The sequence below is a fragment of the Streptomyces sp. NPDC001450 genome, from assembly GCF_053597295.1.
The window spans coordinates 1-22,129 of the sequence record NZ_JBSFHY010000060.1 but is presented as its reverse complement, the minus strand read 5'-3'; the positions used below and the strand labels follow the sequence as shown (position 1 = coordinate 22,129).

General features: G+C 73.7%; 18 protein-coding genes and 2 pseudogenes. 6 read left to right on the top strand and 14 right to left on the bottom strand.

Annotated features, from left to right (window positions below; translation table 11 throughout):
* The first annotated feature begins 70 nt into the window (after positions 1-70).
* Complete coding sequence (locus ACWC5O_RS41250) at positions 71-679, top strand: LuxR C-terminal-related transcriptional regulator (protein WP_450582278.1); 609 nt, start codon at positions 71-73, stop codon at positions 677-679.
* Here the strand turns inward: ACWC5O_RS41250 and ACWC5O_RS41245 are convergent, their stop codons facing one another.
* From ACWC5O_RS41245 to lanKC, 4 genes are all read right to left on the bottom strand, one after another.
* Positions 680-2,395: an ATP-binding cassette domain-containing protein gene (locus tag ACWC5O_RS41245; RefSeq protein ID WP_450582276.1), complete on the bottom strand. Its 1,716-nt coding sequence runs from the start codon at positions 2,393-2,395 to the stop codon at positions 680-682. It lies immediately after the preceding gene.
* Positions 2,392-4,080 carry an ABC transporter ATP-binding protein gene (locus tag ACWC5O_RS41240; RefSeq protein ID WP_450582274.1) on the bottom strand — a complete coding sequence of 563 codons (1,689 nt, stop codon included), beginning with the start codon at positions 4,078-4,080 and terminating at the stop codon, positions 2,392-2,394. Before ACWC5O_RS41240 ends, ACWC5O_RS41245 begins: the two co-directional genes overlap by 4 nt.
* A gap of 98 nt (positions 4,081-4,178) precedes the next feature.
* Positions 4,179-4,292, bottom strand: a complete 114-nt coding sequence (locus tag ACWC5O_RS41235) for a SapB/AmfS family lanthipeptide (protein ID WP_094222020.1) — start codon at positions 4,290-4,292, stop codon at positions 4,179-4,181.
* A gap of 48 nt (positions 4,293-4,340) precedes the next feature.
* Positions 4,341-6,974, bottom strand: coding sequence for a class III lanthionine synthetase LanKC (gene lanKC, locus ACWC5O_RS41230; protein WP_450582272.1), 2,634 nt, complete (start codon positions 6,972-6,974; stop codon positions 4,341-4,343).
* 204 nt (positions 6,975-7,178) lie between these two features.
* Here lanKC and ACWC5O_RS41225 point away from each other — a divergent pair, with 204 nt between their 5' ends.
* The 3 genes from ACWC5O_RS41225 to qcrB all read left to right on the top strand — a co-directional run bounded on the left by ACWC5O_RS41225 (position 7,179) and on the right by qcrB (position 11,466).
* The gene (locus ACWC5O_RS41225) at positions 7,179-9,626 is read left to right on the top strand and encodes a SpoIIE family protein phosphatase (RefSeq protein WP_450582270.1); all 2,448 of its coding nucleotides are present in this window, start codon (positions 7,179-7,181) and stop codon (positions 9,624-9,626) included.
* An 80-nt stretch (positions 9,627-9,706) separates the two neighbouring features.
* The gene (locus ACWC5O_RS41220; RefSeq protein WP_450582269.1) at positions 9,707-9,976 is read left to right on the top strand and encodes a hypothetical protein; all 270 of its coding nucleotides are present in this window, start codon (positions 9,707-9,709) and stop codon (positions 9,974-9,976) included.
* A complete protein-coding gene (gene qcrB / locus ACWC5O_RS41215) occupies positions 9,973-11,466 on the top strand; it encodes a cytochrome bc1 complex cytochrome b subunit (RefSeq protein ID WP_450582267.1) in 1,494 nt (497 codons plus the stop codon). The genes ACWC5O_RS41220 and qcrB overlap by 4 nt, the downstream gene beginning before the upstream one ends.
* On the opposite strand, the gene ctaF is transcribed toward qcrB, so the two are convergent.
* From ctaF to ACWC5O_RS41185, 6 genes and pseudogenes are all read right to left on the bottom strand, one after another.
* Entirely contained in the window at positions 11,402-11,785 is a 384-nt protein-coding gene (ctaF, locus tag ACWC5O_RS41210; protein WP_450582265.1) for an aa3-type cytochrome oxidase subunit IV, read from the bottom strand. The two genes, qcrB and ctaF, sit on opposite strands and share 65 nt — an antisense overlap.
* On the bottom strand, positions 11,782-13,455 hold the full coding sequence (ctaD, locus tag ACWC5O_RS41205; RefSeq protein WP_450582263.1) for an aa3-type cytochrome oxidase subunit I: 1,674 nt from the start codon (positions 13,453-13,455) through the stop codon (positions 11,782-11,784). Before ctaD ends, ctaF begins: the two co-directional genes overlap by 4 nt.
* A gap of 29 nt (positions 13,456-13,484) precedes the next feature.
* A pseudogene (locus ACWC5O_RS41200) lies at positions 13,485-13,906 on the bottom strand (dTDP-4-dehydrorhamnose 3,5-epimerase family protein).
* 4 nt (positions 13,907-13,910) lie between these two features.
* On the bottom strand, positions 13,911-15,866 hold the full coding sequence (locus ACWC5O_RS41195) for a glycosyltransferase family 2 protein (protein ID WP_450582261.1): 1,956 nt from the start codon (positions 15,864-15,866) through the stop codon (positions 13,911-13,913).
* Between the two features lie 126 nt (positions 15,867-15,992).
* Complete coding sequence (locus ACWC5O_RS41190; protein ID WP_450582260.1) at positions 15,993-16,577, bottom strand: hydrolase; 585 nt, start codon at positions 16,575-16,577, stop codon at positions 15,993-15,995.
* Between the two features lie 93 nt (positions 16,578-16,670).
* Complete coding sequence (locus ACWC5O_RS41185; RefSeq protein ID WP_450582258.1) at positions 16,671-17,108, bottom strand: MarR family winged helix-turn-helix transcriptional regulator; 438 nt, start codon at positions 17,106-17,108, stop codon at positions 16,671-16,673.
* A 144-nt stretch (positions 17,109-17,252) separates the two neighbouring features.
* Here ACWC5O_RS41185 and ACWC5O_RS41180 point away from each other — a divergent pair, with 144 nt between their 5' ends.
* Both ACWC5O_RS41180 and ACWC5O_RS41175 read left to right on the top strand, forming a co-directional pair.
* Positions 17,253-17,753, top strand: a complete 501-nt coding sequence (locus tag ACWC5O_RS41180; RefSeq protein WP_450582256.1) for a metallophosphoesterase family protein — start codon at positions 17,253-17,255, stop codon at positions 17,751-17,753.
* Positions 17,754-17,776: 23 nt separating this feature from the next.
* On the top strand, positions 17,777-18,370 hold the full coding sequence (locus ACWC5O_RS41175) for a GNAT family N-acetyltransferase (protein ID WP_450582254.1): 594 nt from the start codon (positions 17,777-17,779) through the stop codon (positions 18,368-18,370).
* A gap of 27 nt (positions 18,371-18,397) precedes the next feature.
* On the opposite strand, the gene ACWC5O_RS41170 is transcribed toward ACWC5O_RS41175, so the two are convergent.
* The 4 genes and pseudogenes from ACWC5O_RS41170 to ACWC5O_RS41155 all read right to left on the bottom strand — a co-directional run.
* Complete coding sequence (locus tag ACWC5O_RS41170; protein WP_450582252.1) at positions 18,398-19,033, bottom strand: SRPBCC family protein; 636 nt, start codon at positions 19,031-19,033, stop codon at positions 18,398-18,400.
* A gap of 15 nt (positions 19,034-19,048) precedes the next feature.
* Entirely contained in the window at positions 19,049-20,155 is a 1,107-nt protein-coding gene (locus ACWC5O_RS41165; RefSeq protein WP_450582250.1) for an XdhC family protein, read from the bottom strand.
* On the bottom strand, positions 20,148-21,311 hold the full coding sequence (locus tag ACWC5O_RS41160; protein ID WP_450582248.1) for a vWA domain-containing protein: 1,164 nt from the start codon (positions 21,309-21,311) through the stop codon (positions 20,148-20,150). Before ACWC5O_RS41160 ends, ACWC5O_RS41165 begins: the two co-directional genes overlap by 8 nt.
* 179 nt (positions 21,312-21,490) lie before the next feature.
* Positions 21,491-22,066: pseudogene (locus tag ACWC5O_RS41155) on the bottom strand (AAA family ATPase); the annotation flags it as partial.
* Between the last annotated feature and the right edge of the window lie 63 nt (positions 22,067-22,129).

Below are 22,129 nucleotides of genomic sequence, written 5' to 3'. Positions count from 1 at the left end.
ACGCGTGGAACACCTGGGGACGAGAGCCCGGCGATACGGGGCGAAGTACGGCCGACTGGAGGGGCGGGCAGTGATCCGGGTACTGCTGGTGCACGACGCGTGTCTGGTGCGATCGGTCCTGGCTGAGTGGTTACGGGGGGAACCTGGCCTGTACGTGGAGGACACACCGTGGCGTGGCGCGCCCGCGCGGGTGCGGTCCGTGCGCCCGGACGTGTGCGCGGCGGACCTGGACTGCGCCGACGGCCATGGCGTGCCGCCGCTCGGCGACCTGTGTCCGCCCGGCGCGGGTGGCGGGCCACCCGCGCTGGTGGTGCTTGCGAGTGCGAACCGTCCCGGGCTGCTGAAGCGGGCGGCCGAGGCGGGTGCGCTCGGCTTCGTCGACAAGGCGGGCTCGCCGGAGCGGCTGGTGCACGCGATCCGCTGCGTCGCGGAGAGGGAACGTTTCGTCGATGCGTCGCTGGGCTTCGGCTTCCTCAAGGCGGCGCAGATGCCGCTGACCAGACGCGAGCTGAGCGTGCTGTCCCTGGCGGCCGGCGGGGCGTCCGTCGCGGAGATCGCCGACAGCCTGCACCTGTCGCACGGCACGGTGCGCAACTACATGGCGGCGATCACCCGCAAGACCGGGGCGCGCAACCGCATCGACGCGATCCGGATATCCCGGGGGGAGGGGTGGGTGTGATCACCGGACCGGTGCGGTGGGCCGCGCCGTCCAGCCGCCGACCAGGTCCCGGTACAGGGCCGAGGTCCGCAGCAGCTCGTCGTGGGTGCCGCAGGCGGTGCGCGAGCCGTCCAGCACCAGGACGCGGCCGGCCCGGCGGGCCGAGCTGATGCGGTGGGCGACGACCACGAGGGTGCCGCCCGGCCGTTGCGCGAACGCCTGTTCGGCCCGGGCCTCCGCCGCAGGGTCCAGATGACAGGTCGCCTCGTCCAGCAGGGCGAGCGGCGCGGATGACAGATAGGCCCGGGTCAACGCGATCAACTGCCGCTCGCCCGCCGACAGCGCGACCGGATCGACCCTGCCCCCGAGCCCGCCCAGCGCCCGCAACAACGGCGTCAGCCCGACCGCCTCGGCAGCGGCCAGCAGCTCCGCCTCCGGTACCGGGTGCCTGCGGAACAGGCCCAGGTTCTCGGCGAGGGTCCCGCCATGGACGTACGCCTCCTGCGGGATCAGCACGCGGGATGCGGCCGCCTCCGGCCCCGGCACGGCATGCCCGTACACCCGGATCGACCCCTCCCGCGGCTCCAGCAACCCGGCGACCAGCCCCGTGAGCGTCGACTTCCCGATCCCGCTCGGCCCTACGACGGCGAGGTGCGCCCCCGCCGGGACGGTGAGGTCGAGTCCGTGGAGGACAGGCTCGCTCGCGGGGCCGTAGGCGAAGGCGACAGAGGTGAGGGCCAGGGCCGGGCTGGTGGGGAGCGGGGTCCCCGTGGCCTGGGGGGTCTCGCTCCGGTCCTCGGGCCCGCGTCCCCCGGAGACCGTCGGCGGCGCCAGGCGGCGCAGGACGACCGTGAGCCGGGACCCGCTGGTGCCCAGGCCGTGGACGAGGTTCTGCAGGGCGGGGAGCAGGGACTGGGTGACGTAGGCGAGGGCACCCACCAGCGCACCCGGCGTCACGCCGTGGTCCAGGAGCCAGGGCGCGGCGGCGAGCAGCAGGACCACCGGCAGCTCGCCGCCCACCGCCAGGGCGGCCACCCGGGCCACGCTCCAGCGGGCCAGGACCCGAGCGGCCCGCTGTTCCGCGTCGACCGACTCCGCGACGGTGGCCGCCACCCGGGCCTCGGCACCGGCGGCCGTGACGTCCCGCAGCCCCGGACACACCGCGCCCAGCTCCTCGGCCAGCGCTTCGTCGGCGGTGAGGAAGGCCTCCTGACGCCGGGCCAGCGGCCGCAGGGTCGCCGCGAACAGACCCAACCCGGCGAGCAGCGGGGGCACGACGACCGTCAGCAGCAGCGGGGCCAGCGAGAACAGGCCGAACAGCGCTCCGGCGGCGGTGAACAGGAAGGAGCGGGAGACCAGCACCAGTCCGGCGAGCGTGTCCCGGGCGATCTCCACCTGCTGGGTGAGCCCGGACAGCGCCCGGGCGTCCGCCTCCCGCACCCCGCGCCCGACCACGCTCGCCACCAGGCGGTCCCGGACCGGCTCGACCAGCGCGGCGACCACGCCGTACACCCGCCCGGTCCCGTACGCCCCGATGCCCACCGTGAGTCCGGCCGCGCCGAGCCACAGCAGACCGACCCGCGTGTTCCCGGCGAGGAACCCGTCGTCCAGCGCCCGGGCCGGCGCATAGCCGGCCAGGAAGGTCTGCCCGGCCTCCAGGAGGGACCAGAGCCCGAGCCGGACCAGCACCGGCCACTGCGCCCGTACGGACCCCAGGACCCGTGTCCGCGCGCTCATGCCCCGAACACCGCCCGGTACTCCGCGTCTCGCCACAGCTCGGCGTGGGGGCCGATCGCGCGTATCCGGCCGCCGTCCAGCCAGGCGACGGCGTCGGCGCGGGCCGCCGTGGCCGTGCGGTGGGCGATCAGCAGGCGGGTCGGGCCCGCTCCCGGGGCCAGCAGGGACTGGGCGATCCGGTGTTCGGTGACCGTGTCGAGGCTGGAGAGGGCGTCGTCGAGGATCAGCAGGCGGCCGTCGTGGGCGAAGGCGCGGGCGAGGCCGAGACGCTGGGACTCGCCGCCGGAGCGGGGCGCGTCGGCGCAGCGGGTGGCGTAGCCGTCGGGCAGGCGGCGGACGAAGGCGTCGGCGTGGGCCGTGCGCGCGGCCGACCGGATCCGGTCGGGGGAGGGCGTGGTGAGCCCGAACGCGATGGCCTCCTCGATGGTCGTGCCGAGCAGGACGGGGCGTTCGAAGGCGTAGGAGACCGCGCGGCGCAGGTCGGCGTGGCCGAGGTCGCGCAGGGGGACCCCGTCGAGGAGCACCTCGCCCGCGTCCGGGTCGGCGAGTCGGCCGGCGAGCTCGGCCAGCAGGGACTTGCCCGTGCCGGAGCGGCCTACCACGGCGAGGGTCGTGCCGCCGGGGACGAGCAGGTCCACGCCGTCCAGGACGGTGCGGCCGCCCCGGGCCGCCGTCACGCCGCGCAGCTCCAGCTGCCCGGAGCCGGACGGCAGCCCTCGGGTGCCGTACCCGGGCGCCGGCTCGGCCAGCACCTCGGCGAGCCGCCCGGTCGCCGTCCGGGCCCGGGAGAGCGCGGCCAGTTGTCCGACCAGCACGCCGACTCCTGTCGCGAGGACGGCGTACCGGGAGGCGGCCAGCACTTCACCCACCGACAGGCGATGGTGGGCGAGCAGCAGCCCGGCCACCGCGACCACGCCCAGGTTCAGCAGCGGTGCCACGGTGACCGCCTGTGCGGCGGCCCGCCCCTGCACCCGCCACATGCGGTGCCCGGCGCGGGACAGTTTGGGCAGCGGAGCGAGGATCCGGGCCGCCTCGCGGTCCGCCACGCCCGCGGCCCGGATGGTGCGGACGCCGCCGACCGCCTCCGCGAGAGCGGCCGCCATCCGCCCCTGCACCCGCTGGTAGTCGGCCACGCAGGCCGAGGTGTCCCGGGCGAAGGCCCGCAGCAGCAGTGCCAGTACCGGCGCACCGGCGAGGAACACGGCCGCCAGCCACGGGTCGACGAGGCCGAGCGCCACCACGCCCCCGACCGGCCCGGCGAGCGCGGCGACCAGCGCGGCCACCGCGGCCGGCGCCGTCCCCGCCTGCGCGGCGTTGCCGACCAGCCGCGCCACCAGGTCCCCGGCGCCGAACCGGGCGCCCGCGCGCGGGCCCAGGGCCAGCACCTGCCCGGTGACCCGGCGGCGCAGCCACGCGGTGGACCGGGCGTCGACCGTGCCGGTGAGCACGCCCGCGCATCCGTCCAGCACGGCGAGCAGCAGCACCAGGCCCGCGCAGCAGGCCACCCAGCGGATTGCCGGAGCGCGCGCGAGCAGCAGGTCGAGGGTCCGGCCCAGTGCGGCGGGCAGCAGCAGCCCGGCGGCCGTGGCGGCCGTGTTCACGGCGCACAGGGCGGCGCAGCGGGCGCCGCCGTGCCGGAGCACGGCACGCGGCAGACGAGCGGGAGCTTCGGGGGAGGGCGTCATCGGCTGCGGCCTCGCGTCGGGGCGGACGGGAAGGCTCCGGGCAGCCCCCTCCCGGACGGGGAAGAGGACTGCCCGGAGCCGTGGACTCACCGGCCCGGTCAGAGACAGAGCAGGATGCTGGCCGCCGAGACGCAGGACAGCAGGCTCACCGTGCTCGCGCCGGTGTGGGACAGCTCGTCGGACTCCAGGGTCTGCAGGTCGAGAAGTGCCATGGTTGTGTCTTTTCCCTTCACTGGGGACGGGGTTGTGTCACGACTCCGTCAGGTAGCGGAGCCGCGGGTGGGGGCCGCCGGTGGCGGCGGAAGGAAGGGCAGGTGCGCGGTCCGCCCGGCGTCGTGGGCCGCGGCGAGCGCCAGCAGGCAGCCTGCCGTTCCGGTGGCGAGGTCCATGGAGAGCCGCATCATCTGGTGCCCGGGGAAGGCGAGCTGGCCCTGATAGGCCATCGCCAACCAGCCGAGACCGTCGATCTGTTGCTCGAGCCGCTCCCGCCCGGCGCCCGGCGCGGTGCTCCGGGCGAGATGCAGGACCATGCCGGCGCGGCCCTGGAACAGACCGGGCTGTGCGTAGAAACGGGAGGTGGCGGCGGTGAGGATGCCGGTCCGGGCCCGCTCGAACTCCCTTGTGGTGTCGGCTGATTCGGCGAGGGAGCCGCTCGCCTGCGCCAGGTGGTCGTCGAGGACCAGCCCGATCCCCACGCTCCCGTCGCCGAGGTACGGCAGTGTCCGCCAGCCCTCGTCCACCTCCAGGGCGCCGCTCGCCTCCTGGACGACGCAGCAGGCCAGGTCGCGCCGGAGTGCCTCGGCCGCCGCGGCCAGCAGCCGGGGTTCACCGGTCTCCTGGTACCGCCGCAGCAGGAACAGCGCGGGCCCGCTCGCGCCCCGCAGCAGCCCGGCCCGCCGCCGGGGCGGGTCCGGAACCGGTTCGGCGAGGCGTCGTACGAGGATCTCGGCGGCCTCGGCGGCACGATCGCGCAGCGCCGGCTCGCCGGTCGTGCCCGCCAGCTCGCCGAGGACCAGGCCGAGTCCGGCGAGGCCGCCGTGCAGGTCGGAGGAGAGGTTGCGCCAGTTCTCCCGCAGCACACCGCCGATCAGCTCCAGCGCCCGCTGCCGGTGGCCGAGCCGGTCCAGGACCAGGGCCACGCCCGCGAGACCGTCGTACAGGCCGAGCGGGGTGCCGGGCGGTGGCGGGGCGGTGTGGTCCAGCAGCCAGCGCTCGCCCTCGTCGTACCGGCCGGCGCCGGAGACCTCCAGCGCGTACAGCACCCCGGCCGCGCCGTGCGCGAGCCCGAGGCCGCCGCCGTCGGAGAACTGGGCGATGTCGCCGGGGAAGAGCCGGTCGTCGCGCTCCGGGGTCGCGGCGGCGAGGATCGCCTTGACCATGGAGTCCCGGCTGTAGGGCCAGTCGCCCGGCACCACCGGCGGAGCGGACGTACGGCGGGCGGGCCCGCCCGCGGTGTCCCGGGTGATCTCCGCGACCGCCTCGTCCAGGAAGTCGCGCGGCACGTCCGGGAACTGCTCCGCGATGACGTCCGCCAGATGGGCCGCCTTGCCGCCGTCCACCACGAACAGCGTGGTCACCGGCAGGAACAGGGCCAGACGCAGACAGGCCAGCGCGTACCGGTCGACGTCGATGCCCCGGCGGTCCGGCGGGGCGAAGAAGCCGGGGTGGGCCACCGTCTGCCGGCCGTTCTCCTCGGCCGGGGCGGCCGCCTCGAAGTCGATGAGGTACACCGTCTCCTCGTCCGGGGCGACCATGACGTTGAAGACGTGCAGGTCGTGGAAGACCAGCCCGCGCGCGTGCACCGCCGCCAGCGCCCGCTCCACCGCCCGGTGGATGCGCAGCGCCCACGCCGTGTACGAGGCGACCTTCGCCGGATCCGGGTCGGACGTGAGCAGCGGATGCCGTTCGGCGAAGAACGAGTTGAGGGGGCGGCCCTCCAGGAAGTCCATCACCAGGAACCGGTGGTCGCCGAGCGTGAACCAGTCCCGCACCTGAGGCACCACGCCCGTCCCGGCGACCCGCTCCAGCGCGGCCTTCTCCCGCGCCAGCCGGGCCACCGCGTCCGCCCCGTCGGCGGCGAGCCCCGCGTGCGGACGCCCCTCCTTCAGCACCACCCGGCGCCCGTCCCGGGTGTCCGTGCCGACGTACACGCCGCCACCGTTGGAGAAGTGCAGCGCCTTCTCGATGCGGTACGGCAGGTCGCCCACCGTAGTGGTGTTGCGGGCCTCCAGGTGCGGGCGCAGAAACTCCGGCAGTGTCACCCACTCGGGCACCTGGAAGGACGGTGCCCGCCGGTCCGGGACCAGGCGCCCCCCGCCGTCGGTCACGGCAGGGACGAGTGAGCCGCGCTCGTCGACGACGTACCGGCGCGCGAAGGCGCCGTAGCGGACATAGAGCGGACCGTCGTGCCAGCGCAGGTCGGTCAGGATGTAGGGTCCCTCGCGGCCCTCCAGCAGCGCGCCCAGCTCACGCAGCACCTCGTGCAGCTGCTCCTCGCCGGCGGGATAGACGGTGACGAACTTGCCGCTGGTGTCCCGGCCCGCGTACTTGGCGTTGCGCAGGTGCAGCAGGTGCGGGGACGGTACGAACTTGAACGGGATGCGGCGCGGCACGCAGTAGTCCCACACGATGCCGGCGATCAGCTCCGCGTTCGCCGCCGTCGCCGAGGAGTGGATCTTCCAGCCCTGGGCCGGCGACGGGAGCGGCGCGCCGTCCTCACCGAGCGGGGTCAGCGTCAGCCAGTCGCCCGTGCGCGCCGCGTGCCAGCCGTCGGGGACCGCGCGACGCGCCGTCGTGAACAGCGGCGCGGACTCGCCCCCGACCGCCGAGAGCCGGTCGGGCGTGTCGTAGAAGTGCCCGTCGGCCAGCGCGTACACCTCGTACCGCTTGTCCATGCGCCTTGCGCCCCCTCCTCCGGTTGACCCGGTAGACACTCGCAGCAGGCGGACGGGCGCGGACAGTCACGGCTGTCATGAGATCACCGTGCGGAACGCATGGGTGAAGATGTGTTCGGCGACTTTCGAGCGGCGTCTCCACCGACGGCACGCGGAGTCTTCACAGGGGCTGCGCACGCGGCTCATACGCGCTGTAATGGCGAAGTGGCCAGTGAGGGTGCTGCGGTGCGCAGAACGAGAGCCGAGCGTGCCGAAATCGCCCTTGAAACACTCATCGCCGTGCCCGCCTCTCCCGACCGGCTGCGCCGGGTCCTCGAACAGGCACTCGTGTTCGCCGGGGCGGCGTTCGTGGGCGTCTACGTGCCCGGCGACGACCCCTCCGTGCTCTGTCTGACCGAGTCGGCGGGGCTGCCCCGCACGCTGTACGGCCTGCGCGACGGCTATTCGGCCACCGGCGGCACCCCGGTCGCCGAGGCCCACCGCACCGGGCGGCCCCGCTGGCTCGGCCCGGACGAGCTGGCCGCCTGCCCCGAGGCGCGCCGCACACCGTCGGCCGAGTTCTCCGTGGGCGCGCTGCCGCTCGGCCCGGCCGACAGCGGTTGTCTGCTCGCCGTCAGCGAGCACCCCGGCGGCTTCGGCACCGACGACCGCGCCTGCCTGGAGCTGATCGCCCGGGCGGTCGCCGTGCCCGTACCGGCCGGCCCGGACGCCGACACCGGCGAGCTGCCCGGCGACGCGTTCAGCCTGGCCATGGACACCGGCCGGGTCGAGGTCGGCGACGAGCTCCTGCGCCTCTTCGGGATCGGCCGGGACGCGTTCGACGGCAGGGTGGAGACGCTGCTCGCTCTCACCGTGCCCGAGGACCTGCCCGCCCTGATGTCGGTGGTCGAGGCCGACCACATGTCCATCGGCGACCGCGAGCTGGAGTTCCGCGCCCTGCAGCCCTCCGGCCCGCCCAAGTGGCTGCGGCTGAGCGGCCGGCTGCTGCCCGGCGGCGAGGGGCGCCCGGCCCGGCTCGTCGGCACCGTCGCGGACGCCTCCACCGTGCGCTCCGACGTCACCGACGTGGCCCGCGTGCAGCGGCTGGCCGCCGCCCTCGCCATGGCCGGCACCGTCAAGGACGTCGGCCAGGCCGTCGTCGCCGCCCTGCGCAAACCCCTCAAGGCCGACCGCATCGCCCTCGCCGAACTGGAGAACGACCGCCTCGTCGTCACCGTCCTCGACCCGCCCGACCCAGAAGCCTGGCCGGAGCTGTGGCGCTCCGAGTGGCGCACCGAATGGCCCGACGCGCCGGTGCGCGCCATGCCCACCCTCGCCGCCGCCCTGCGCGAGGGCCGCTCCCGGATCTGGCCCGCTGGCTCCCCGCTGGAGCCCGCCCTGGCCGGCGTCGGCCCCGGCGGCCTCGCCGTGCTGCCGCTGCCCGCGGGCGGCCGCATGGCCGGCGCCTGCCTGATCGGCTGGGACCGTCCGCACGAGTTCGGCCCCGACGAGCGCGCCCTGCTCACCGCCTCCGCCGGCCTCACCGGGCAGGCCCTGCTGCGCGCCCACGCCTTCGACGCCGAGCACGAACTCGTCGGCATGCTCCAGCGCACCCTGCTGCCGCGCCGCCTGCCCCGGCTGCCCGGCGCGGTCGCCGTCGCCCGGTACCTGCCCACCACCGCGGGGCTCGAGGTCGGCGGTGACTGGTACGACGTGATCCCGCTCGCCGACAACCACGTGGCCCTCGTCATCGGCGACGTCCAGGGCCACAACGCGGGCGCCGCCACCCTGATGGGCCAGATGCGCACCGCCCTGCGCGCCTACGCCGTCGAGGGCCACGCCCCGGACGTCGTCGTCGCGCACGCCAACCGGCTGCTGCTGGACATGGAGACCGACCTCTTCGCCACCTGCTGCTACGTCGACGTCGACATGGAGCAGGGCACCGCCTGGTGCGTGCGCGCCGGTCATCTGCCGCCGGTGCTGCGTCACCCCGACGGCTCCACGGAGATCGTCGAGGCCGAGGGCGGCCCGCCGCTCGGTGTGCTCACCCAGGCCGAGTTCCCGATCACCCCGCTCCGCCTCCAGCCCGGTACGGTCCTCGCGCTCACCACCGACGGTCTGGTGGAGTCCGCCGAGACCGACATCGACGTGGGCCTCGAGCGGCTCACGAGCGAACTCGCCGGCGCCGACCCCGGCCACCTCGGCCTCGTCGCCGACGCCCTGCTCACCAGGGCCCACCGCGGCGACGACGTCGCCCTGCTGCTGATGCGCTACGACGGCATGGCCGTACGCCCGCTGCGCGAGACCTGGACCGTGTGGCGGGTCCCGGAGGCCGTCCGGCACGCCCGCCGCTTCACCCGGCGCACGCTGCGCACCTGGGACGTCCCGTCCGACACCATGGACGCGGCCCTCCTGGTCGTCTCCGAGCTGGTCACCAACGCCCTCGTGCACACCGACGGCCAGGTCCGCCTCGACCTCAGCCTGGTCAACCACCGGTTGCGGCTCGCCGTCGCCGACACCTCGCCGCGCAGCCCCGTGAAGAACACCAACGTCGGCTGGGAGGCCACCGGCGGCCGCGGCATCCTGCTGGTGGAGGCGGTGTCGGAGACCTGGGGGACGGTGCCGGTCAGCGGCGGCAAACAGGTGTGGGCCGACCTCGCACCCGACACCTGACGGCCACTCGGGTACCGGTCGGGGCCGCTCCCGGCAGGTCGGAGGAGCCCGCGGGCCCGTCGTGCCTAGGGTCTCCTGTCGTGGCACACACCTTCGAAGAACTGGTGGAGAAGCAGCGCGCGGCCGCCGCGGCGCACCGCATGGTCGAGGAACTGCGCGACACCTACGGCCCGCCCGCCGAGCGCGGGATGACAGGCGCCCAGTCGGACACCTATGAGACGGCCCTGCGCGCCTGGCGGGAGCTCGCGCGGGACGTGCAGACCGCGGTGAGCGACTACGCCAGGGAGACGGACCGGCCGCGTGCCGATGTGGAGGCCGAGGTGGAGCGGGCGGCGGCGGAGGACACATGAGCCGAGCCGGCCGCCGCGCCGAGCGGCTCGCGGACGCGGCGGACGCCCGACTGCCCCTCCTGGAGGGCGGGCAGCTGCTGCGCAAGGCGTTCCCCGAGCACTGGTCCTTCCTGCTCGGCGAAATCGCCCTCTACAGCCTCCTCGTGCTGGTCCTGACCGGGGTGTGGCTGACGTTCTTCTTCCAGCCGGAGATGCGCGAGGTCGTCTACCACGGCTCCTACCAGCCGCTGCAGGGCGTGCTCATGTCGGCGGCCTTCGACTCCACCCTCCGCATCAGCTTCGACGTGCGCGGCGGACTGCTGATCCGGCAGGCCCACCACTGGGCCGCGCTCGTGTTCGTCGCCGCGATCGGCCTGCACATGCTGCGGATCTTCTTCACCGGCGCCTTCCGCCGGCCCCGCGAGATGAACTGGGCGATCGGGCTCACCCTGTTCGTCCTCGCGCTCGCCGAGGGCTTCGCCGGCTACTCGCTCCCCGACGACCTGCTCTCCGGCACCGGCCTGCGCATCGCCCAGGGCATCATGCTGTCCCTCCCGGTGGTCGGGACGTACGTGGCCTTCTTCGTCTTCGGCGGCCAGTTCCCGGGCCACGACATCATCACCCGGCTCTACCCGGTGCACATCCTGCTGCTCCCGGGCGCGCTCATCGGCCTGGTGACGGTGCATCTGACCCTGGTCTTCTATCTGAAGCACACGCAGTGGCGCGGCCCCCGCCGCAGCAACCGCAACGCCGTCGGCAAGCCGCTCTTCCCGCACTTCACCGCCCTCACCGCGGGGCTGGCCATGACCGTCTCCGGCGTGCTCGTACTGCTCTCCGGCCTCGCCCAGATCAACCCGATCTGGAACTACGGCCCCTACCGCCCCGACGTGGTCTCCACCGGCTCCCAGCCCGACTGGTACGTCGGCTTCCTGGAGGGCGCCCTGCGGCTGGTGCCGCCCTGGGAGACCAACGTCGCCGGACACACCCTCATGTGGAACGTGCTGCTCCCGGCCGTCGTCCTGCCCGGGCTGCTCTTCACCGTGCTGTACGCCTACCCGTTCGTGGAGCAGCGCCTGACGGGGGAGTGGCAGTACGAGCAGCACCTGTGCGACCGGCCGCGCGAGCGCCCCGTCCGCACCGGTCTCGGCGTGGCGGGCACCGTCTTCTTCGGCGTGCTGCTGCTGGCGGGCGGCAACGACATCATCGCCCAGACCTTCCGCATCTCCGTCAACGCCCTGACCTGGGTGCTGCGCATCGCCCTCGTGGTCGCGCCGGTCCTCGCCTTCCTGGTGACGCGCTGGCTGTGCCGGGCGCTGACGGAGGCCGAGTGCGAGCGCCTCGCCGAGGGCGTGTCCAGCGGCGGGATCCGCCAGAGCCTGACCGGCGGCTACGAGAGCGGCCACGAGCCCGTCGAGCGGTTCCGGCCCGGCGCGCCGCGCAGGCCGCTCACCGGTGCACGTACTGGAACACCATCCCGAAAACCCCGCGCGCCAGAACACCCAGACCGATGAGGAACAGCCACAGCCCGAAGACCACGCCGGTCGCCGCCACCGCGAACCCGAGCGCGGTGACGATCGGCCACGGGCTCTCGTGCGGGAAGAACGCCACCGGCCCGGCCCCGTCCGCCACCTCCGCGTCCTTACGGTCCTGCGCCCGTTTCCCCCTGCGCCGGTACTGGATCAGGCAGAAGAAGGCGTCCAGCGCCGCCATCGCGCACGCGACGACCAGCACGGCCGTGCCCGTGTCGTCCTGGGACCACACCCCGTACAGGGCGGCGGACCCGCCGAAGAACAGCGCCACACCGCCGAACAGGATCGCCTCGGCCTTCACAGCGGTCCCCTCCGCTCGGTGTCCTCGGCCATCCGACCGACCTCCGGATGATGCAGGTCGAAGGCAGGCGACTCCGACCGCACCCGGGGCAGTGCCAGGAAGTTGTGGCGCGGCGGCGGGCAGGACGTCGCCCACTCCAGGCTCCGTCCCCACCCCCACGGGTCGTCCTCGGTGACCTTCTCGGCCTTCGTGGAGGTGCGCCAGACGTTGTAGAGGAACGGCAGCGTGGAGATGCCCAGCAGGAACGCACCTGCCGAAGAAAGGGAGTTGAGCAGCGTGAAGCCGTCCGAAGGCAGATAGTCCGCGTACCGGCGGGGCATCCCCTCCTCGCCGAGCCAGTGCTGTACGAAGAAGGTCAGCTGGAACGCCGGGAACAACAGCCAGAAGTGCACTTTCCCGAGCCGCTCGTCCAGCATCTTCCCGGTGAACTTGGGCCACCAGAAGTAGAAGCCGGCGAACATCGCGAACACCACCGTCCCGAACAGCACGTAGTGCAGATGGGCGACGATGAAGTACGAGTCGGTCAGATGGAAGTCCAGCGGCGGCGAGGCGATCAGCACCCCGCTCAACCCGCCCAGCAGGAAGGACATCAGGAACCCCAGAGACCACAGCATCGGCGTCTCGAACGAGACGGACCCGTGGATCATCGTCCCGATCCACGCGAAGAACTTGATGCCGGTGGGCACCGCGATCAGGAACGACATGATGGAGAAGAACGGCAGCAACACCGCGCCGGTCGCGAACATGTGATGCGCCCACACGACCGCCGACAGCATGGTGATCGCGGTCGTCGCCCCGATCATCGGCAGATAGCCGAACAGCGGCTTGCGGGAGAACACCGGAATGACCTCGGAGATGATCCCGAAGAACGGCAGCGCCACGATGTAGACCTCCGGATGCCCGAAGAACCAGAACAGGTGCTGCCACAGCACAGCGCCCCCGTTCGCCGCGTCGAAGACGTGCGAGCCGAACTTCCGGTCCGACTCCAGCACCAGCAGGTCCGCCGTCAGCACCGGGAAAGCGGGCAGCACCAGGATCGAGGTGAACAGCACGTTCCAGGTGAACATCGGCATCCGGAACATGGTCATGCCCGGCGCGCGCAGGCACACGATCGTCGCGATGAAGTTGACCGCGCCCAGCGTCGTCGACACACCGGTCACCACCAGCCCCATCGTCCACAGGTCACCGCCCGCGCCGGGGGAGAAGTAGGCGCTGTTCAGCGGCGCGTACGCGAACCAGCCGAACGCGGCCGCACCGCCCGGCACCAGGAACCCGGACACCACCATCAGCCCGCCGAACAGGTACATCCAGTACGACAGCGCGTTCAGCCGCGGGAACGCCACGTCCGGCGCGCCGATCTGAAGCGGCATCACGGCGTTCGTGAACCCGGCGAACATCGGCGTCGCGAACAGCAGCATCATGATCGTGCCGTGGACGGTGAAGAACTCGTTGTAGCCCTGCGTGCTCAGGAACTGCAGCCCCGGCCGGGCCAGTTCGGCGCGCATCGCGAGAGCCAGCAGGCCGGCGAGGAGGAAGAAGCAGAACGCCGTGACCATGTAGAGCCGGCCGATCACCTTGTGGTCGGTCGTGCAGACCCAGCGCAGCAGGGTCCGGCCGGGCCGCGGGGCGGGGGCCGTGTACCGCGCGACGATCTCTCTGGAGTCCGACATTTCGGGTAGTTCCGTCATCGCCGGTGACGCTACCGCATGGACGCCACATGAACGGCCGACTGCACCCGTGCCACACCGTCATGACAAGCCAGTAGGACAAACGAAGCGGGCGGTGCCGTGGGCCAGGCGATGCCCAGCTCGGGATCGAGGGCGTGCACGGTGTGCTCGCGCTGCGGCGCGTACCCGGCCGAGCACAGGTACACCACGGTGGTGTCGTCGGTCAGCGCCATGAAGGCGTGCCCGAGGCCCGCCCGGGCGGTAGGTCGGCGAAGTGGACGCCGCGCAGCACGCCCCGCCGGGACACCGGGCAGTTGGCCTGGGCGAGCGTGAGGCCGTGACCGGTGGCCTCCCGGAACTCCTCGCCCCGGTACCACTCGTGGAAGCTGCCCCGCTCGCCCGGGAACACCTTGGGCTCCAGCACCCAGGTGTCTGCTACGCCCAGCTGCCGCACTCCGTCACAGCTTCCGTGTCGGCTGCTTCAGCACCACTCCCAGCACGCGCCGCACCGCGCGCAGCAGCCGCTGCGGGAGGCCGGGCGGTGCCGTGGGCGTCACCTCCACGGAACCCGGCCCGCGGCCCACCTTCAACAGCAGCGGCAGTCCGAGCGCGCGCTCCTGCTCGTCGTGCCGGGGCAGCACGAGCTCGGTCCGCCACCTGGCGTTCCTCAGGAGCGGCACCGGCACCCGCACCTCGAGCAGCGACCGCGCGCCGTTCACGGGGGTCAGCGATGAGTCCTGGTCGAAGGTGCGGTGCGAGGTGCTGTCCGTCAGCCGCACCAGGACCTCGGTGGTGTCCGGGACGTACAACGGCAGCGCGACGGTCAGCACCTCGGCGTCGGAGACGGCCGCGTCGGCCGGGGTGAGCCGGTGCAGGCCCAGCGACCTGACGGCCCGGTCGACGTCCAGGGAGAGGTTGCGGTACTCCTTCGTCCAGTACGGCAGCACGACCCGGCCGGCGACCATGCCGGCGGGCGGCGGCGTGAGTCCCTGAACGGGGGCGGGGCCCAGCCGGCACTCCTTGGTCCAGCCGCCCAGCCCGACCCGGACGTAGGCGTCCCAGAGCCCGCCGTGCAGCGGGGCGCCGCCCGCCGCCGCGGCGGGGTCGACGGTGGCCGTGCCGCGCAGCACCAGCCGGGTCCGGCCGTCCCCGGCCGCCACGCGTTCCCGGGTGACCTCCACGGGTTGGAAGAAGGAGGCGGCGGTCTCCCGGTCGCGCAGGATCAGGTCGGCACTCGCCTTCTCGAAGCCGTCGGCGGCTGCCGTGGCCAGCCAGGACACCGCCTCGGCGAGGTCGGCGGGCGCACCGTCCACCCCGACGGGCCGCGGCCCGCCGGAGTGGACGGTCAGCGGGCCGTCGGCATCGGTGAACTCGGCGGTGAACCGTACGCGCAGGGTCCCGTCCTGCCACTCGACGCCGGTCGGGGCGGCCTTGGGCCGCAGACCGTCCTCCCACTCGGCGTAGGCGACCAGGTCGTCGTACCGGTCGTCCCGGATCAGCGCGGCGACGACGCGCCCGGCCGGCCGCAGCCCGGCGGCGACGCCGGGGCCGAAGCGCTCCACGACCACCGCGTGCATCTCCCCGAACAGCTCGCGCCGGTAGTCGTCCGGCAGCGCCAGCAGCCGGCGCCCGCTCATCCGCTCGACCATCTCCACCCGCAGCCAGCGGCGGAGCAGCCTGTCGCGCAGCGGGCCCGGCTCGGTGTACCGCTCGACGACGTCCAGGGCCTCGCGGAGGTTCTTGAAGTAGCCGACCGGCTCGAAGCGCCGGATGCCCGCGTTGGCGGCGTCCTCGCGTTTGACGTGGTAATAGCAGACGTAGTCGCTCAGCACCGACACGTTGTCGGCGCGCAGGTAGGCCTCGGTGATGAAGACGTGGTCCTCCAGGCGCCGCCGGCCCTCGGGAAACCTGAGCCCCGTGCGGTCCAGGAAGGAACGCCGGAGCATCTTGTGCGGGGTGAGGCTGTCGATCAGCGGGGCGTTGTCCACCGTGGCGTGCGGGTGGTTGCGGCGGAACAGCTCCACCGGCACCGGGCGGCCCCTCCCGGCCATCTTGCCGACGATCACGTCGGCCTGGTGGGCGACCCCGTACTCGTACATCCGCTCCAGGGCCTCGTCGCCGAGGTGGTCGTCGTTGTCGACGAACATCACGAACTCGCCCCGGGCGGCCTCGATGCCCACGTTGCGGGGCTTGCCGGACCAGCCGGAGTTCTCCTGGTGGACGACCCTGATGTGCGGGTGCCCGGCGGCCAGCGCGTCCAGCCGGGCCGGGGTGGCGTCGGTGGAGCCGTCGTCGACGAAGAGGACCTCGAACTCGTCGGGGGGCATCGACTGTCGCAGCAGCGAGGCGATGCAGTCCTCGATGTGCGGCCCGGGGTTGTACACGGGTACGACGACGCTGACCTTGACCGGCATCCGGCTTCCAAGCCCCCTTGGTTCGCTTCCCGTCACCTGGGTGGCGCGGTGCGCGTGGCCGAATGTTAACTCGCGGCCTTGTGCGGGCGAACGGCTGCCCGCACGAGGAAGGCCCCAACTGGCCGCTCAGGCGTGGGTCTTGGCCAGCAACTCCAGAATCTCCGCCGTCGTACCGCTCTCGCCGAGCCGCGGGAAGATCCGCTCCACGCTGCCCCGGTGTGCCTCGGCGTCGCTGTCGGCCATGGCGTCGGTGGCGAGGGTGACGTGATAGCCGTGGGCGTAGGCGTCACGGGCGGTGGACTCGACGCCGATGCTGGTGGCGATGCCGGTCAGCACGATCTGCGTGACGCCGCGGCGGCGCAGCTGGACGTCGAGGTCGGTGCCGTGCAGGGCGCTCCAGTTGTGCTTGGTGACGTGGATGTCGCCGGGGTGGCCGGCCAGTTCGCCGACGATGACGTCCCAGCCCTCCGGGAAGGCGAGGCCGCGCGCCTGGCGCTCGGTACGGCCGGGGACGGCGTCCGCCCAGTCGGGTGCGAAGGAGACCCGGACCAGGACCACGGGCAGGTCGCGGGCCCGGAAGGCGTCGGCGAGTTCGGCCGCGCGGGCCACCACGTCCGCGGCGGCGTGCGGCTGGGTGGGCATGGCCACGATGCCGCTCTGCAGGTCGATCACGACGAGGGCGGTACGGGGGTCGAGGGTGCTGACGGACATGGGTCGATCAGGCCTTTCGGGGCTGTGGGTCGGTTGAGCGAACGGCCGGGCAGGGGCGGGCGGTCCGCCGGGTGCGCGGGGTGAACCTCGGTGTCACGGCTGCGAGAGCCGTTCCAGCAGCTCCAGCGCCTCCAGGACCGTCCGCCGCTCCTCCTCGGTGTAGCGGTCCTCGAAGGCGCGGGCCAGCCACTCCTCGCGCAGCTGCTTGTTGCCCTCGACCCGGGCCCGGCCGGACTCGGTCAGGGTGACCAGCTGGCGGCGGCCGTCGTCGGGGTCGGGGGCACGCCGGATCAGGTCGTGCTGCTCCAGGGCGGCCAGTGTCGTCGCCATCGACTGGGGCCGCACGCCCTCCGCGGCGGCCAGGGCGCTGGCCGTGGCCGCGCCGTGCTTGCCGACCAGAGAGAGTGCCGACTCCTGCGACGGGGTCAGGTCGGAGTCCTGCGCGACCTCGCGGATACGGCGCCGCAGCCGGCTGAACACCACGCGCAGGTCGCGCGCGGTGCGGGCGGCGGAGTCCGAGATGTGAGCCATGCCGTCAGCGTAGAACCGTCAGCCGAGACTGTCCAGCCTGACCTGTTCAGTTACGCCTGAAGATCTGTTCCTCGTGTTCCACATGAAGATCCCGAGGACGGCAGGGTGCACCTCTCGACCGGCATGAGTGCATAGGCTGGTGGGGTGCGTCTCCTGTTGATGTCGGACACCCACCTCCCCAATCGCGCCAAGCGGCTCCCGGAGCAGCTGCTCGCCGAACTCCCGCACGCGGACGTCGTGTTCCACGCCGGTGACTGGGTCGACACCGCCACCCTCGACCTGCTGGAGAGCCGCAGCCGGCGGCTGATCGGGGTGTACGGCAACAACGACGGCCCCGAGCTGCGGGCCCGGCTCCCCGAGGTGGCCTACGCCGAGCTGGGCGGCCTGCGTTTCGGCGTGGTGCACGAGACCGGCCCCGCGCAGGGCCGCGAGGCCCGCTGCGCCGCCCGCTTCCCCGACCTGGACGTGCTGGTCTTCGGCCACAGCCACATCCCCTGGGACACCGTCGCCCCCGGCGGGCTGCGGCTGCTCAACCCCGGCTCTCCGACCGACCGCCGCCGCCAGCCGCACTGCACCTACCTCACGGCGACCCTCGCCGACGGCGCGCTCACCGACGTCACCTTGCGGCGGCTGCCCCAGCGGTAGCCGGCCTGTGGCACGATGCGGCGATGATCTCCGACTACGACATACCCGACGTCGTACCCGCGGGAAGCATGGCCGAGCGCGACCAGCCCGTCCTCGCACTGCCGGGCGGCCTGGAGCTGCGGCCCTGGCGGACCGACGACGCCGACGCCGACGCGCTGCTGACCGCCGGGACGGACCCGGCGATCCAGCTCTGGAACCTGTTCTCCGTCCGCACCCGTGACGAGGCCCGGGCCCGGATCGAGCGCATGCACGAGCGGTGGCGCGCCGAGACGGGTGCCGTATGGGCGATCGCCCGGCCCGGCGGCCCGCCGCTGGGGCTCGCCGGGTTCCACGACGTCAATCTGACGGGCGGCAACGCCGAGATCATGTACTGGGTGCTGCCCGAGTCCCGCGGCGGCGGCATCGTCGTCGAGGCGGCCCGGCGGCTGAGCCGGTGGGCGCTGGACGACCTGGGCCTGCACCGTCTGCGGCTGTGTCACGCGGTCGCCAACCCGGCGTCCTGCCGCGTCGCGGAGAAGGCCGGCTACGCCTTCGAGGGCACGATGCGCTCCTCCCTGCTGCACGCCGACGGCTGGCACGACGAGCATCTGCACGCACTGGTGGCCGAGGACGCCTGAGCCCCCGCGGGGGAGGCGGGCCGACGACTACCGGCGCCGGGCCCTCGTGCACCGTCGCAACCCCACGGCGACCAGCACCAGCACGGCGAGTACCACGGCCGCGCCCGCTGCTCGCTTGGCCACCGGTACCGCGGCCGCTCGCAGGAGGTCGAGTGGCTCGACCGCTTCCTCCTCGGCGGGCGGTGCATGTCTCTCGTCGGTGTCGGCGGTCTGTGAGGGGCGTTCGGTCAGCCGTTGGGCGAGGCATGCCGCGAACTGGCCGACCAGGCGGTCTCCCACCTCCGCCAGCATGCCGCGTCCGAACTGCGCCGGGCGGCCGGTCACCGTCAGATCGGTCCGCACCGACACCGCCGTACCGCCGTCGCGTCCGCTCAGCGTTCCGGTGACCGTCGCCCGCGCGGTGCCCTGCCCCCGGGTCTCCCGGCCGCTGGCCACGAGCACCATCCGGTGCGCCGCATCGTCCTGCTCCTCGAAGACCGCGGTACCCCGGTAGGTCAGGGTGACCGGGCCGACCTTGACCTTCACCGAGCCGGTCACGGTCTTGCCGTCGTACTCCTCCACCACCGCGCCCGGCAGGCAGGGCGCGACGCGTTCGATGTCGAGGAGCGCGCGCCAGGCGTCGTCGACCGCGACGGGGACGGTGAACTCGTGGTGCAGCTCCATGACTTCTCCTCGTACTCAAGCCGTGGCGCGTGGGTGGATGGCCCCGGCGGTCGTGGTCAGGGGCGCGCCGCTGCCGCCCCAGCGCAGGGCGACGATCTCGGCGGCGACGGACACGGCGACCTCCTCGGGCGTACGGGCGCCGAGGTCGAGCCCGAGCGGCGAGCGCAGCCGGGACAGCTCGGCCTCGGTGAGACCGGCCTCGGTCAGCCGAGCGCGCCGTTCGTCGTGGGTACGGCGGCTGCCCATCGCCCCGATGTAGGCGGCCGGCCGGCGCAGCGCCTCCTCGAGCAGCGGCACGTCGAACTTCGGGTCGTGGGTGAGCACGCAGATCACCGTGCGTTCGTCGGTGTCCGTGCTCGCGAGGTAGCGGTGCGGCCATTCGACGACCACCTCCACGCCCGCCGGGAAGCGCTTGGGCGTGGCGAAGACCGGGCGGGCGTCGCACACGGTGACCCGGTAGCCGAGGAAGTCGCCGATGCGGGCCACCGAGGCCGCGTAGTCGATCGCCCCGAAGACCAGCATGCGCGGCGGTGGGGCGAACGACTGCAGGAACACGGTGACGGCGTCCTCGCGGCGCTCGCCGTGCGGCCCGTAGTGCCTGAGCACCGAGGCGCCGAGGGCGAGTTCGCCGCGCGCGTCGGCGGTCACCGCGACGTCGAGCCCGGTCGTGCCGAGCGTGCCGGCCTCGGAGTCCGGCCAGACGGCCAGCGTGGCCCCGCGCGGGGCGGGCCCGTCCACCACCGTGGCCACGGTCACGGGCTCACCGGCGGCCACGGACGCGGCGACCTCGCCGAACGCCGGGTCGGTCTCGGGCGTCACCGGCCGTACCAGCAGGGTGATCTCGCCGCCGCAGGTGAGTCCGACCGCGAACGCGTCCTCGTCGCTGTACCCGAAGGTCTCCAGCCGGGCCTCGCCGCTCGCCACCACGTCCTGCGCGAGCTCGAACACCGCCCCTTCCACGCAGCCCCCGGACACGCTTCCCACGACCTCGTCGTCGGACCCCACCGCCATGGCGGCGCCGGGTCCGCGCGGCGCGCTGCGGCTGACCGCGACGACCGTGGCCAGACCGAACGGGATCCGGGCCGTGTACCAGCGCTCCAGCGCCGGCAGGATCTCACGCACGCTCCGCTCCTCTCACCCGACCCAGGGGAACCCCCTGGGTCTGCGCCCCGCGCACCACCGCCGCCAGCCGCTCCAGCGCCGCCAGGCTGTGCCCCTCGACGAAGTCGTCCACGCTGGGCAGGGCCGCCGCCATCCCGCCCGCGAGGGGCACGTAACCCGGGCGTGCCTTGCGCGGGTTCGCCCAGACCACCCGGTGCGCCAGCCCGTGCAGACGGCGCATCTGCGCGCCGAGCAGCTCCGGATCGTCGCGCTCCCAGCCGTCCGAGAGCAGGACGACGACCGCGCCGCGCGCCATGCCGCGCTGCCCCCAGCGGTTGAGGAACTCGCGCAGCAGCTCTCCCAGCCGGGTGCCGCCGCGCCAGTCGGGGACAGCCTGCGCGAGCGCGGCCATCGCCAGGTCCGGGTCGCGGTGCGAGAGTTCCCGGGTCACCCGGGTCAGCCGGGTGCCGATCGTGAACACCTCCGTACGACCCCCGCGCACCGCGGCGTGCGCGAACCTGAGCAGCGCGTCGGCGTACGGCGCCATCGACCCGCTCACGTCGACGAGCAGCACGACCCGGCGGGGCCGGTCCACGCGCGCGTGCCGCCGCAGCCGGGCCGGCTCCCCGCCCCGGCGCAGCAGTTCCCGGACGGTGCGGCGCGGGTCGACGTCCCCGCGCCGGGCCGGGCGCCGCCGCGCGGAGCGCCGGGTCTGCCCGGACAGCGCGAACGCGGCCAGCAGCCGGTTGAGATGGGCGCGCTCGGCCGCGTCCAGCTCGCCGACGTCGCGGTGCCGCAGCACCTCGGTGGCACTGGCGAGCGCGGCCGTCGGCGGCCCCGCGGGCTCGCCCTCGCCCGGGGTACGGCTCCCGGCGGGCGCGTCCCGCGCGACGAGCCGCAGCCGGGGCGGGGGAACGTGCCGCACCACCTGCCGGGCGGGCACGCCCGACGGCCCGAAGTAGGCGGCGAACACCCGCTCGTACCGCTCCAGGTCGTCGTGCCCGCCGCACAGCGTCGCCCGCCCCGCCCAGTACACGTCGGCCCGCACCCCGGGCCGCAGCACGTCCACGGCACGCAGGAAGGCGTACACCCGCTCGGTGCTCGCGTCGACCCCCGCAGCCCGCACCGCCCGCACGAACCCGAGCAGCACGGCATCCGCGCCGGCGGCCCCGCCCATCCCGGCCGGCCCACCCCCCGCTCCGCCCGGAGGTCGGTCCCGGGCAGCGGAGGGGCCGATCGTGCCGGGCCCTGCCGGGCCGATGGGGGGCACGTCTCCTGGTCCGGCTGGACCGTGCAACGGCTGATCCCCGGTCCCCGGAGTCCCGTTCCCCCTGCGTCCCGATCCGGCCATGGCGGTCACGTTCCCCGCGTCGCCAGGATCGCCGCGAGATCGAGCGCCCGTGCCCGGTCCATGTCCTCCCGGTACTTCAGTGCCGAGCCCAGTGTCGCCACGGCCAGTTCCGCGTCCACCTCGCTCGCGCCGAGCGCGTCGAGGGCCTCGGCCCAGTCGATCGTCTCGGCCACACCGGGAGGCTTGAGCAGGTCCGCGCCTCGCAGGACCTGCACCAGCGCGGTGACCTGCTCGGCCAGCCGTGCCGACACCTTCGGCAGCCGGGTGCGCACGATGGCCAGTTCGCGGGCGAAGGAGGGATGGTCGAACCAGTGGTAGAGGCACCGCCGCTTCAGCGCGTCGTGTACCTCCCGGGTCCGGTTGGAGGTCAGCACGACCACCGGCGGCTCCTCGGCCCGCAGGGTGCCCAGCTCCGGGATCGTGACGGAGTACTCGGACAGGAGCTCCAGCAGGAACGCCTCGAACTCGTCGTCGGCCCGGTCGATCTCGTCGACCAGCAGTACCGACGGCTGCGTCTGCAACGCCAGCAGCAGCGGCCGGGCGATGAGGAAGCGCCGGTCGTACAGCTCGCTCTCCAGGCGGTCGGTGCTCGACGCGTTCTCGATGCTGGTCACCGGCTACACGACCCCGTTCTCGATCATCCT